Source organism: Tessaracoccus bendigoensis DSM 12906 (genome assembly GCF_900141915.1).
Classification (GTDB): domain Bacteria; phylum Actinomycetota; class Actinomycetes; order Propionibacteriales; family Propionibacteriaceae; genus Arachnia; species Arachnia bendigoensis.
Map to the genome: position 1 here is coordinate 24,515 of NZ_FQZG01000040.1, position 13,084 is coordinate 37,598.

9 protein-coding genes are annotated in these 13,084 nt (G+C 66.6%); 5 read left to right on the plus strand and 4 right to left on the minus strand.

Annotation, left to right across the window (positions count from 1 at the left end):
* Positions 1 to 623 precede the first annotated feature (623 nt).
* Positions 624 to 1,064, plus strand: coding sequence for an alternative ribosome rescue aminoacyl-tRNA hydrolase ArfB (gene arfB, locus BUC15_RS11340; RefSeq protein ID WP_073188314.1), 441 nt, complete (start codon positions 624 to 626; stop codon positions 1,062 to 1,064).
* Between the two features lie 78 nt (positions 1,065 to 1,142).
* Here arfB and BUC15_RS11345 read toward each other — a convergent pair whose 3' ends face one another.
* Together BUC15_RS11345 and BUC15_RS11350 are read right to left on the minus strand one after the other, a co-directional pair.
* Positions 1,143 to 1,889, minus strand: coding sequence for an amino acid ABC transporter ATP-binding protein (locus BUC15_RS11345; protein WP_073188316.1), 747 nt, complete (start codon positions 1,887 to 1,889; stop codon positions 1,143 to 1,145).
* Complete coding sequence (locus BUC15_RS11350; RefSeq protein WP_073188318.1) at positions 1,886 to 4,078, minus strand: amino acid ABC transporter substrate-binding protein/permease; 2,193 nt, start codon at positions 4,076 to 4,078, stop codon at positions 1,886 to 1,888. The genes BUC15_RS11345 and BUC15_RS11350 overlap by 4 nt, the downstream gene beginning before the upstream one ends.
* Before the next feature lie 256 nt (positions 4,079 to 4,334).
* On the opposite strand from BUC15_RS11350, the gene BUC15_RS11355 reads away from it, so the two are divergent.
* The 3 genes from BUC15_RS11355 to BUC15_RS11365 all read left to right on the plus strand — a co-directional run bounded on the left by BUC15_RS11355 (position 4,335) and on the right by BUC15_RS11365 (position 7,397).
* Positions 4,335 to 5,267, plus strand: coding sequence for a sugar phosphate isomerase/epimerase family protein (locus BUC15_RS11355; protein ID WP_073188321.1), 933 nt, complete (start codon positions 4,335 to 4,337; stop codon positions 5,265 to 5,267).
* A gap of 35 nt (positions 5,268 to 5,302) precedes the next feature.
* Positions 5,303 to 6,310, plus strand: a complete 1,008-nt coding sequence (locus BUC15_RS11360) for a Gfo/Idh/MocA family protein (RefSeq protein WP_073188324.1) — start codon at positions 5,303 to 5,305, stop codon at positions 6,308 to 6,310.
* Between the two features lie 67 nt (positions 6,311 to 6,377).
* Positions 6,378 to 7,397 (plus strand): LacI family DNA-binding transcriptional regulator, encoded by a 1,020-nt coding sequence (locus BUC15_RS11365; RefSeq protein WP_073188326.1) that lies wholly within the window; start codon positions 6,378 to 6,380, stop codon positions 7,395 to 7,397.
* Here BUC15_RS11365 and BUC15_RS11370 read toward each other — a convergent pair.
* On the minus strand, positions 7,382 to 10,843 hold the full coding sequence (locus BUC15_RS11370; protein WP_175558309.1) for a S8 family serine peptidase: 3,462 nt from the start codon (positions 10,841 to 10,843) through the stop codon (positions 7,382 to 7,384). The genes BUC15_RS11365 and BUC15_RS11370 overlap by 16 nt on opposite strands.
* Before the next feature lie 223 nt (positions 10,844 to 11,066).
* On the opposite strand from BUC15_RS11370, the gene BUC15_RS11375 reads away from it, so the two are divergent.
* On the plus strand, positions 11,067 to 12,518 hold the full coding sequence (locus BUC15_RS11375; protein WP_139280229.1) for a hypothetical protein: 1,452 nt from the start codon (positions 11,067 to 11,069) through the stop codon (positions 12,516 to 12,518).
* 379 nt (positions 12,519 to 12,897) lie between these two features.
* On the opposite strand, the gene BUC15_RS19940 is transcribed toward BUC15_RS11375, so the two are convergent.
* Positions 12,898 to 13,084: hypothetical protein (locus BUC15_RS19940; RefSeq protein WP_175558310.1), on the minus strand; the 187-nt coding region annotated here is incomplete at its 5' end.

Genomic DNA, 13,084 nt, shown 5'->3' on the forward strand with positions numbered 1-13,084 from the left:
CGAGCCTCGGCTGCCCCGCGAATGGGCACCAAACGGTATCACTCCACCGTCGATGACGCGGTGCCGGGTCGGGTGGGGCGTTGAGCACTATTCAGGGTTCGTTTCGGGGCCGGGTCAGGTGGGGGCGTTGAGCACTAATCCGGGTTCGTTTCGGGGCCGCCGGGTCAGGTGGGGGCGTTGAGCACTAATCCGGGTTCGTTTGCCGAAATGACGCCTGGTTGCGGCGTGTCGGCGATCGAGTGCGGGATAGTGCTCAAACCCTGCGGCCAGCACCCCGGCCCGCAGGGACGCCGTCGAGCTTGTCAGGTCGCCGTCGCCAGTCCAGCTCCTCGGGGCCCCGCCACCGGCCCGGCCCAGACGTCCGCCCGTCACCAGCGAAATAGCCAGACACCAGCGAAATACAGCAGGTAACGCGAAAGACCCCAGGTAACCGCGACAAACCCCAGGTGACGACGTCGAACCACAGGTAACCGCGGCGAACCGGTGACGACCCCCGGCCCAGCCGACCCGCTGAACGACAGCTATGTAATTATCCCCAGTGTTGACAACCCTGTGGACAACTGTGTGGGCAGCAGTGGATATCCTTCCGCACCTGTGGATCGACTCTTCCTAGACTGTTACCCATGAAAGACCTGACGCTCGACCCCGGCCCCGGGTTACCCGACGGCCTGGTCATCCCGTCGGCCGAACTCACCGAGCGCTTCGCCCGGTCGTCAGGGCCGGGCGGCCAAGGCGTCAACACCACCGACAGCAGAGTGCAGCTTTCATTCGACCTCTCCACAACCACGGCCCTGACCGATACCCAGCGACTCCGGGCGACCCGACGTCTGAAGCATCGGCTCGTGGGCACGGTGCTGACCGTCGACTCGTCGGAACAGCGCTCACAGCACCGGAACCGCGAGGCCGCAAGGGCCCGCCTGGCCGCCATCCTGCGCGAGGCGCTGGCTCCCCCACCGCCCAAGCGACGCGCCACCCGCCCGACGAGGGGGTCGGTCGAGAGGCGACTCTCATCGAAGCGACGACGCGCCGAGACCAAGGCGACCCGGCGACGCCCCGCGGACTGACCACCGCCCAGCCAGAACACGAAAACCGCACCCTGCCAGAGCAGAACCTCCGCCCCGCCAGCGCACGGAGGCCGCCCGTCACAACACCTTCGACAAGAAGTCCTTCGTCCTCGGCTCCTGAGGGTTGGCCAGGATCTCGCGCGGGTCGCCCTCCTCGACGATGAGGCCGTCCGCCATGAACAGCAACCGGTCGCTGACCTCCCGGGCGAACCCCATCTCGTGGGTCACCACCACCATCGTCATGCCCTCGGCCGCGAGCGACTTCATCACGTCGAGCACCTCGCCGACCATCTCGGGGTCGAGAGCCGACGTGGGCTCGTCGAACAGCATGATGTCGGGTTTCATCGCCAACGCCCGGGCGATCGCGACGCGCTGCTTCTGCCCACCCGAGAGCTGTGCCGGGCGCGCGTCCGCCTTGTCCGACAGCTTGACCTGCCCCAGCAGCTCCGAGGCCCGTTCGGCCGCCTGCTTCGAGTTCATCCGCCCCAGCATGACGGGCGCGAGGGTGATGTTCTCAGTAACGGTCTTGTGCGGGAAAAGGTTGAAGTGCTGGAAGACCATGCCGATCTTCTGCCGCACCTGGTTGATGTCGGTCTTCGCGTCGGTGAGGTCCACCCCCTCGACCTTCACCGTGCCAGACGTCACAGCCTCCAACAGGTTGAGGCACCGCAGGAACGTCGATTTGCCTGATCCTGACGGGCCGATGACGGCGACGACCTCCCCTTGGCGGACGGTGGTGGAGATGCCCTTGAGTACCTCGTTCGCCCCGAAGGACTTGTGCAGATCGTCGACCTCGATGATCGGGTCGGCCTTTGTCGTGCTCACTTGTTGATCCTCCTATCGATGACGTTTGACAGGTTCGTCAACGCGAAGATGACGATGAAGTACAGCGCGCCGACGATGAGCCACATGTCGAAGCTGCGGAAGTTGCGGGCGATGATCTGCTGGCCCTGATAGGTCAGTTCGGCGAACCCGAGGACGGCCAGCAGCGACGTGTCCTTCAAGGTGATGACGAACTGGTTGATGAACGACGGCGTCATGATCTTGACGGCCTGCGGCACGATGATCTTGCGCATGGACTGCATCCAGTTGAGCCCGAGCGACCGTGACGCCTCCATCTGGCCGAGGTCGACCGACTGGATGCCGCCTCGGACGATCTCGGTCATGTATGCGCCGGCGTTGAGCGACAGCGTCAGCACGCCGGCGGTGAACACGTCTATCTGCGTGCCGAGCGCGGCTGGCAGACCGAAGTAGAAGAAGAATGCCTGCACCAGCAGTGGTGTGCCCCGGAAGATCGCCACATAGGTGCTTGCGATCGCCTGCAGCACCTTCTTTCCGCTCACCTTCAGGAAGCCGAACACCACCCCTAGCGCCGACGCGAACGCCAGCGACAACGCGGTGGCGATCAGGGTCATGCCGAGGCCCTTCATGAGGGCCGGGAAGCTCTCGACGAGCAACTCCCAGAACGACAGCGTGCCCGAATCACCCTCGGGCGCATTGAGGTAGTTGTCGAGGATCTGCTGATAGGTGCCGTCGGTCCTCATGCCGGAGAGCCCGGCGTTGAACGCGGCCAGCAGTTCCGGGTTGCTGCTCTTGAGGACGGCGAAACCGTAGCTGGAGCCCTGTTCCTTCGGGGTGACGATTTTCAGTCCGTTGCCCTGGTTGATGCCGTAGGCCAGCACCGGATAGTCGTCGAACACCGCCACCGCGTTGCCCGACGTCACCTCGGCATACATCGTGTCGGCCTTGTCGAGGGCCTTGACGGTGAAGCCGTACTGCTCCGCGATCGACTCGGCGAACCTGAGCCCCTCAGAACCGGTCTTGGCGACCACCGTCTTTCCCCGCAGGTCCTCGTAGCTGGTGATGGTGTCGTCGTCGGCCTTCACGGCCATCTGGACGCCGGAGTCGAAGTAGGGGTCGGAGAAGTCGAACACCGCCTTGCGCTCGTCGGTGATCGACATCCCGGCGATCACCCCGTCGGCCTGCCCCGACGTGACGGCCTGCAGCGCCGCGTCGAAGCCGAGCGCCTTGATGTCGACGGTGAAGCCCTGCCTCTCGGCGATCTCCCGGATCAGGTCCATGTCGATCCCGACCAACTCACCCGAGGCGTCGCGGAACTCGAACGGCGCGAACGTCGTATCGGTGGCGATCACGAACGTCCTGCCCTCGACCCCCTCGACCTGGGTGTCCTCGGCCGGCGCGTTGGTGCCGAGGTAGTCCACCAGGATGTCGTGGTAGGTGCCATCGGCCTTCAGCTCGGCGAGCCCCGAGTTGAACGCGGCCAGCAACTCCGGATTGTTGCCCTTGAGGACGGCGAAGCCGTAGCTGGAGCCCTGTTCCTTCGGGGTGACGACCTTCAGCCCGTTGCCCTGGTCGATGCCATAGGCCAGCACTGGATAGTCGTCGAACACCGCCACCGCGTTGCCGGACGTCACCTCGGCATACATCGTGTCGGCCTTGTCGAGGGCCTTGACGGTGAAGCCGTGCTGCTCCGCGATCGACTCGGCGAACCTGAGCCCCTCAGACCCGGTCTTGGCAACCACCGTCTTTCCCCGCAGGTCCTCGTAGCTGGCGATGGTGTCGTCGTCGGCCTTCACGGCCATCTGCACCCCGGACGAGAAATAGGGATTGGAGAAGTCGAACACCGCCTTGCGCTCGTCGGTGATCGACATCCCCGCGATCACCCCGTCGGCCTGCCCCGACGTGACGGCCTGCAGCGCCGCGTCAAACCCGAGCGCCTTGATGTCGACGGTGAAGCCCTGCCTCTCGGCGATCTCCCGGATCAGGTCCATGTCGATCCCGGTCAACTCACCCGAGGCGTCGCGGAACTCGAACGGCGCGAACGTCGTATCCGTGGCGATCACGAACGACTTGCCTCTGACGGCGTCGTTTCCTTCGTCGGCCTGTGCCCCGACGACCGTCATCCCCAGGAAGACAGTGACGAGCGAAACGAGCAGAGCCAGGAAGGTCCCGGCGCGGGCCGCCGTTACTGCGGCTTTGAATTTGCCTTGCATGATGACTTCCTCCGCATCGTGGCCTTGAGTGGCCACTCTAGGTGGCAGACGCCAAACCATGCCACGGCTGCGGCGCACCGGATCGGGCGATCTGACACCCCAACATCTGAATATGGACAACCAGGTGGCCTGCTTCTGCTTCGATCCAGCTCGAACCGAAAAGTCATGACAAATCACTTCACAAACGAAGTAGCGCGTGCTAATCTTCTTTTAGCGCGCGCTAACGCGTGGACATCCTCAAAGAAGAGAGAGACCCATGACCTCAAAGGCCGTCAACACCCTCGACCCCAGGTTCTCGAAGCTCACCATCGGCGTCTGCCCCGATCAGTGGGGCGTCTGGTTCCCCGAAGACCCCAAGCAGATGGACCCCCGCCGCGCCATGCAGGAGATGGCCGAGGCCGGGTTCGAGGTCATCGAGACCGGCCCGTTCGGCTACTTCCCGAAGGACCCCAAGGAACTGAAGCGCTGGACCGACGAGTTCGGCCTGCGCGTTGTCGCCGGCACCGGCTGGGGCATCCTGCACAAGGAGGAGGCCTGGGCCGAGACCGAGGCGACCTTCCGCGCCATCGCCGAGACCCACGCCGCCGTCGGCGCCGAGTACATCGTCCATCTCCCACCGCTGTACCGCGACGACAAAACCTGGGAGTGGACCGACGACCGGGTGCTCTCCGACAAGGCGTGGAATCTCTACGTCAGCAACGCTGACCGGCTCGGCAAGCTGCTCCTCGACGACTACGGCCTGAAGATGGTGCTGCACCCCCACGGCGATTCGCACATCGAGACCCCGGACGAGATCGCCCGCATCTTCGAGGCGACGGACCCGAACTACGTGAACCTCTGCCTCGATTCCGGCCACATCGTCTACGGCGGCGGCGACCCCGTCGAACTGGTCAAGAAGTACCCCGAGCGCATCACGTATGTCCACATCAAGGCCTTCGACGAGGCCATCACCCGTGAGGCCCACGAGAAGGACTGGCCGTTCGGCGAAGCCGTCGCAAAGGGCGCTTCCGTCCGCCCGCCGGCGGGCCTGCCCGAGATGCACGCCTTCGTCGAGGCGCTGGCCGACCTTGACAAGGACATCTACTGCATCTGTGAGCAGGACTGCTACCCCTGCCCCACCGACTTCCCCAAGCCCAACGCGATCCTGATGCGCGAGTACCTGGCCGACTGCGGCCTGGGCGTCAAGTAACCAACGCCAACCAATCAGACAGGAGAACCCCCGAAATGACAGTCAAGATCGGACTCATCGGCGCCGGCGGCATGGGCCGCGCCCACGTCGAGCGCATCGAGCAGGAACTGGCAGGCGCCCGCGTCGTCGCGGTCGCCGACCTCAACCTCGACGGTGCCCGCGCCGTCGCAGAGCCCCTCGGCGCCAAAGCCTACGGCAGCGGAGCGGAGCTGATCGCCGACCCCGAGGTCGACGCCGTCATCATCGCGACGTTCGGCAAGGTACACGCCCCCGACGTGATCGCCGCCGTCCAGGCGGGAAAGTACGTGCTGTGCGAAAAGCCGCTCGCCACCACCATCGAAGATTCGATCGCGATCCTGGAGGCCGAGCAGGCCGCGGGCCGCAAGCTGATCACCGTGGGCTTCATGCGCCGGTTCGACCAGGGCTACCAGGAGATGCGCAAGGCGCTCGTCTCCGGCGATCACGGCTACGCGACCCTGGTGCACTGCCGCCATCGCAACCCGTCGGTGCCCGAGAACTACACCACCCGCAACATGATCGACGACACCGCGATCCATGAGATCGACGTGTGCCGCTACCTCCTCGGTGAGGAGATCGTGAAGGTCCGCATCGACACGCCGCGCTCCACGAGCCACCGGTTCGAGCACCTGGCCGACCCGCTGGTGCTGGTCGCCCGTACCGAATCGGGCGTCCTCATCGACGACGAGGTCAACGTCAACATCGGCTTCGGCTACTCCATCGAGTGCGAACTGGTGATGGAGCAGGGCACGATCCGGCTCGGCGACCAGAACAAGACCGTCGTGCGTGACGGCGCGGGCAACCGCAACGCGATCTGCGGCAGCCACATCGATCGGTTCCACGACGCGTTCAACCAGGAGTTCCAGCAGTGGATCCGTGCGGTGGAGCGCGGCGAGCACACCGGCTCTACGGCCTGGGACGGCTACGCGGCGACCGCCGTGGTCGAGGCGGCTCTCGAATCGCTGGACAACGACGGCCGCGAGGTCGACGTCACGCTGATCGAGAAGCCCGCCTTCTACAACTGAGTCGCTGACGGGCGCGGGCCACGCGACGTGGCCCGCGTCTTAGACTCGGTTGCGCAAGGAGGTCCAAATGACATCGAAGAGGCCGACGCAGGCCGACGTCGCGCGCCTGGCCGGGGTGTCGAGACCTCTGGTGTCGTTGGTCGTCCGGGGCGACCCCAAGGTCTCCCCCGAGCGGCGGGCCGCGGTGGAGAAGGCGATGGCCGACCTGGGTTACCGCGCCAACGCTGCGGCACGCGCGCTGGCCCGCAACGGCTCCAACCTGATCGGCGTGGTGCTTCCCGGCCTCGCGAACCTGTTCCACGGTGAGGTCGCCGAGGCCCTGCGCGCCGCCGCGGACGACGGCGGTTACGTCCCGCTGCTGGTGCCGATCTCGGAGGACGCAGACCGTGAGGTCGCCGCGATCGAGAGCTTCCTCGAACTCCGGGTGGCAGGCCTGATCCTGCTCTCGCCGCTGCTGGACATGGCCACTCTCGCGACCTACGGAGCCCTCGTTCCGACGGTGGTGCTCACCCGCAACCAGGCCCCCGGGAACGTCGACCTCGTCCGCTCGGACGACCGTCCCAACGCCGCCATGGTGACCAACCATCTGCTGGAACGCGGCTACCGGCCCGTCTCGTTCGTCGGCTACGACCGCCCCGCCGAGGGCGACTCGTCGCAGAGCCGCCGCGACGGGTACCTCGACGCGCTCAAACCCACCGGGTTGCCCGCCCGCATGCTCACCGCCAGGCACGACTCCGCCGGCGGCACGCAGATCGAAGGGCTCGACGAACTACTCGTGCCCGGGGCCGGGGTCGTGTGCCACAACGACCGGATCGCCTCGCTGGTGGTGAGCCGACTCGAGTCGCTCGACCTCCGGGCCGGCGTCGACGTCGGGGTCGCGGGCTTCGACAACACCTCACTGACCCACGTGCCAGGGGCCTCCATCACCAGCGTCGACCCAGATGCGACGGCGATCGCCCGCACGGCCGTCGAACTCCTCGCCAGCCGGGCCGCGGGGCGAACCGCGCAGGCCGACGCCGTCATCCCCGCTTCGCTGATCTCCCGGGCCTCAACCGCCGGGCCGGTCAGCAGCTACCGTCCGAGCTGATGCAGCAGCGCGAACGTGTTGGACTGCGGCGCCACGAGCAGGCTGCGCAGCGGGTCGCGCTCGTTTGCCGCCCGGAACTGCACCGTCGCTTCCTGTCTGGCCTTGTCGTCGAACGGTTTGACGATCAGGTAGCGCGGGTGCATCGACTGCGTCGGGCTCACGATGAGGGTGGCGCCGCCGACCTTTCCCTGCCGTGCCTGCGTGAGCCCGACGATCAGCTCGGGTTCGATCCGCCCGTTGGGCCTTGAGCGCATCGCCCGCCGCAACGTGTGCACCTCGATACCACCCGACGTGAGCCCGAAGGCGTCTCGGAACGGCGCGGAGGCGTCGCTGGCCGCCTTGAACTGGCGGTTCAACGCGACGCGGTAGCCCCTCGTCACCTTGAACAGTTCCTCCCTGTCACGGATGTAGACACTCTTCTCCGCGTACGACCTGAGGACATCCTCGATCTTGTCCCAATGCACGGCAGCCTCATCGGTCAGGTCGAGGGGATAGCTGGGCCAGCGCATCGCGTCGGGGTCGAGCGAGACCAGCCCTCCCGGATCAGCGTCGCTGAGGCTCGGCCCGATGCCGCGTTTGGTGAACGCCTCAACGATCGCCACGCGGTAGTCGTACGCGTCATCGGGGACGTACTCGGCGTCGGCTGTGATGAGCGCGCGGAGGAAATCGAAGAAGGTGACGTCCACGGGCGGTAGGTAGTCGAGTGCCCGCAGACACATCTGTAGGACCTGTTTGGCCACCTTGGACGCCTCTGAGGCGAGCCTCTTCGTGAGGTCGGGGTGGATGGCACCATCGGGGAGCCGTCCCGTGCCGCCCGTCGCCATGCGGTACAGGTCGGAGGTACGAGAGTTGTAGATCGCGATGAGTGCGTCGAATATCGCAGCGACGAGGATGGCGCCACGCTCATGGGGCGTCTCCGTGGCGGCGAGCAGCGCCGGATCGGGCAGCGACGCCACCCACTCACCGTTCTCGGAGTGCCCAATCGCGCTACGCAGCGCCTCCCGGCCACGGGCCGCGGTGCCCAGCTCGATCGCGAGTTTCCCGAGGGTGGTCTCGGAGCGCAGGTCGCCACGGCTGTGGCCGATCTCGTACGCGAGCAACTCTGTGAGGCTGAAGCCCTGCAGCAACGCGACGATGTCAGCGAACGCCTCGTGGAACGCGAGGACGTCGACGTTGGTGGGCTCTGTGAACCGGCTGTACATGCCGTCGAGGATCGCGTGGGTCGTCTCGTGGGCGACGATGTCGTAAGACAGGCACGTGTAGACGGGGAATGCGGCGTTGCGGGAGGCGTCCGGGGTGAACGAGCCGAACAGCAGAGCGCTCTGCGCGGGTTCGTAGTAGGCGTTGCCCATGTTCAGGGCGTGCGGCCTGATGGTGAGGCGGGGCACGTAGACCCCGTCGTCCCGGTTGTCAGCCTTCCTACCCGCGGCCCAGAGCACGGGTCGCCCGAGCGCGACCTCGAACTGCTCGATGGTCTTGCTGGCCACCGCGTAGACCATCTGCTGGTGGAACTGGAGGTTGCCCGGAGCGGGGGGCCAGCCGTCCTGCGCCAGGAGCCAGGGATGATCCAGGCCGGGAGAGGCCGGGTCGGCGGGCTCGATCTGGTCGTCGACCACCTCGAGATACTCGCCCCGGAATCCCTTCGGGGTGGAAGTGACGGGTTCCCAGGGGACGCGCAGGGTGACGTCGGAGACGGTGGAGGTGGTGAACGCGCTGGCCAGCGTCGGGTCTTTGGCGAACACCTTGAGCTGTCGGGTCGAGGGCTGCGGCGGCTCGCTGTACTTCGGGACGGCGCGGGTTCTCGCGTCGGTCGGGGTGGTCGGGGCGGCCGCCGGGGGCTCACCGCCGGAAACCTGGCTGTAGCGTTCCCGTAGGTGTTCCTTGAGTGCCGCGGAGGCGTCCGGGTTCTCAAGCACGACGTCCAGCACCCGACGGTAGATCTCGGACGCAGGAGGTTCGGCCGCCGCGGGATCGGGCAGGATCTCGTGCAGGTCCGGGTCGACGAGCCACAGTTGTGCCAGCTCGAGGTTGAACATCTCCTCACGCACCGCCCCAGCCTGAAGGGCGAAGCCGGTGAGCATCCTGAACAACGCCCAGTCGTGGGTCGACTTGCCGCTCCTGGTCAGGTTCAGGTTCGGGGTGACGGCGAGCGCGCTTCGCGCCTGCAGGATGCCGTGCCCGAGCTTGGGGTTGGCCTTCTTGGCGCTGGTGAACAGGGCGCGGCGCACGGCCTCCACCCTGCGCCAGTCGTCTGGCAGGACCGCTTTGTACTTCTCGATCCACAACGCGGCGGCCGCGGCGACCTGCGGGGTGGCCGCCGACGTCCCCTCGCCGTTTAGCCGGGAGAGTTCGGGGCAGCCGTACTGGGCCCAAGGGATGTTCGGGGTGAAGGCGGCCATCGCCGTCGCGTTGACGCTGTCCGGCCCGAAACATCCCTCCATGGCTCCGGCGAGCTTCTCGTAGGGCTCGAAGTTGGCCATCACGCCGGCCACGGCGATAACCCTTTCGTAGCGGGCGGGCCACACCATCGCGCGCGGGATTCCGAGCTTGCGGTTGCCCGCAGCGGCGACCATGCACAGCCCGAACTCGTAGGCCTCGTCGACGGCGTCGGCCCAGGCTCGCGATGGGAGGCCACCCATGCTGAGCGTGGCCACCTGGCACCCGATGTCGCTGGCGTACATGATCGCCTGGGCGAGCGAACTGGTGCGCCACAGCACCACGCTGTCGGCGATGCGTAGCGGCACGACCCTCGCGTCGGGGGCGCCGCCGAGCCGCTGCCCGATCGCGCTCACCTGCCCGCCCGCGAGGATGCTGATCGTCCCCGTGCCGTGGCCGGAGTTGTCGAGCGGGAAGACCCAGTTGTCGGGGTCGCGCGCATCTCGTCGGTCCGAGTCGACGAAGTTGCGTTGGTGTTGCTCGTCCAGGAACTTCGGTTTGGTCTCATGCTGTGACCATCCGGTGTCGATGTGGGCGACGGTCGTGCGCGGATCGCTGAACGCGACATCGTCGCGGGCCTTGCCCAACTCGCTGTACTTTGCCCCGAGGTGCCAGGCGTTGCCGTCCCCGACCGCCTTGTTGTGGCTGCCGTCCTGAGGGATCGGCTGGCAGCCGCCCTTGACCCCCAGCCCACCCGTGCGTGACTCGTCGGTGTCGTCGAAGTAGAGCCGCTGCTCCAGGTCGGGCTCGACGAAGAGGACGTCGCTCTCGGCGATCCCGAGTTGCCCGGCCACCTGGGCGTGGGCCTGGTCCCACGGGCTCGCCGCAGCCTCGGAGTGCACCCGGAACCACTGCGGGCTCCCGTCGAAGGCGAAGCCCTTCTGGCGACCGGCCTGGACGCTCGTGCGGAGCGGTTCTAGGTCGACCCGCGCGGCGGCCCCGAGTTGGGGCGTCGCGCGCAGTTTTGCCAATAGCGTCCCGGTGCCGACAACTGCGTTCTCACTGTCCATGGCTGCCTCCTGGAGGGTGTCGGCTGAGCCCTCCTGGGAAACGGTTGACTCCTGCACGGCTGGCATCCAATTTTGCCCGTGCGGCGCCTCGATTGTGTGGGAATTCCCGGCTGGCTCGACCATCCGATGGTCTCTTCCGACGGTTCGGTGTTAGCGTGCTCTGAATCGGTAAGTCGTCGGCTCTCCTGCCCGGAAGACGCTGGCGGCGCTTCCCAGGAGGTTCATGATGAAGAGGACCCTTTCCGTCGGCGTGGCAAGCGCCCTGCTCCTCGGCGGCGCCGTGCTCGCGGCACCGTCGGCACAGGCCGCCGAACCGACGACCTACGCGGTGATGCTGCTCCAACCGACCCGCGGCAACCCCGACGCGCAGGCCCACGGCATCAACAGGCGCGGCGACGTGGTGGGCACCTCCATGCAGGACGGGCTGTCGGTCGACGGCGGCGGCGCGGCGACCCTGTGGAAGTCTCGTTCGGGGCGCGGCACCAGCATCTCCATGAACTGGCCCGGCGAAGAGGCCATCGACATCTCGGGCAACGGCGTCGTCGTCGGCAACTACGCGATGGTCTCCCCCCGCGCGTTCTGGCGATCGGGCAACACGACCACCGAGATCGAGCACGACGGCACCACCATCAGGGCCAAGCGAATCTCGGAGAATGGGCGGGCGGTGCTGAACATCGAGTACCTCAACAACCGCCTGTTCATCGCCACCAGCCCCACCGCCAAGGTGGAACTCGCCCCGCCGGCGGCCTCGAGCGCTCCGGCAGGTGCCGGTATCTCCGACAACGGACGCAGGGTCGCCGGTTCGGCCACCTACCGTAACGCGAGCGTGCCGGTCCTGTGGAACGACGGTGTGCCTACCCGGTTCGCGCTCCCTGCCGGTGCTGCCCACGCGTCGATCTCGGCCGTCAATGACGCAGGGGTGTCCGGTGGCTGTGCCTCGATCAGTGCAACACTTACCGCGTTCCGGTTCACGGCGAACGGTTCGGCCACCCGTCTCCCCGGCCTCAGCGGCTACACCAGCGCCTGCGCCTCTGCCGTCAGCAACAACGGCACGCTGGCCGGTACGGCGTTCACCCGTGTCGACGGCGATTCCCGGGCCGTCGTCTGGGTCGACGGCGCCGCCCGCAACCTCAACGACCAGGTCGCGCAGCGCTCCGGCTACACGCTGCTGACCGCCGAAGACATCAACGCCTCCGGGCAGATCGTCGGCACCGCACGCCTGGCAAACGGCACAACCCGCGGCTACATCGCAACCCCGTCGACGGCGTCGAGCATCTACACCGCGCCTGGCTACCACCAGTTCAATGGCCGACTCTGGCGAACCAACTGCGAGCCCTACTCCCAAACCTCCCGCTGCACCACCGAAATCATCGCCACCACCGTCCAGGTTGTGGGCGGCAGGTACCAGCGCGTCACCGGTTGGACGTTCAACAACCTGACCTACACCCCCAGCGCCGAGTCGCTCTGGGTGGGCAACCCCCTGGCACGGACTGGCTCCTGGACGAACCAAGGTCGTCAGTGGAAGACCGAGTGCAAGACGCCAGCCACAGGCAGAAACGCCTGCCGGAGCTACATCTACGCCACCGTCGTCAGCGCGACGGCGAAACCAGGCGGGGGCTACACCTACGCCAGCAGCAACCAGTGGCTGTTCAACAACATCGTCCACTTCAGCTGACCGGCCGGTAGGTCGCCGTCCGGGTTGGGCGGTGGCTGGGTGCTGGTTTGAGCAGGATTTGCAAGTCATTGGGACCACGACCGCATCGTCTGCTGACGATGCGGCTCGGGCGTCAATGAACCTCGGATCCTGCTCAAATCTGAGCCAACCAGGACCCGCTCAAGCAGACTCCAGTCCCACGCCGTCCGGGTTGGGCGGTGGCTGTGGCTGGGTGCTGGTTTGAGCAGGATCTACTGCTCAACGCGACGAATCCCGCATCGTCTGCTGACGATGCGGGATCGGCTTCAATGAACTCAAATCCTGCTCAAACCCGGGGCCAACCACCACCCCCCGGGAGAAGGCGTGGGGACGGCGACGTTGACGTCCCCACGCCGGGTCTTCAGAGGCGGGAGCGGAACTCCTCATGCTGACGCTTGACGGCGTCGGGCACCTTGGTGCCCATCCGGGCCAGGAAGACATCCGTATCGTCGGCCTCTGCGTTCAACGCCTCGGGATCGATCGCGAACAACGCCTCCCAATCCTCGCTGCTCACCCCGGCCGCCACATAATCGATGGCACCGTCGACC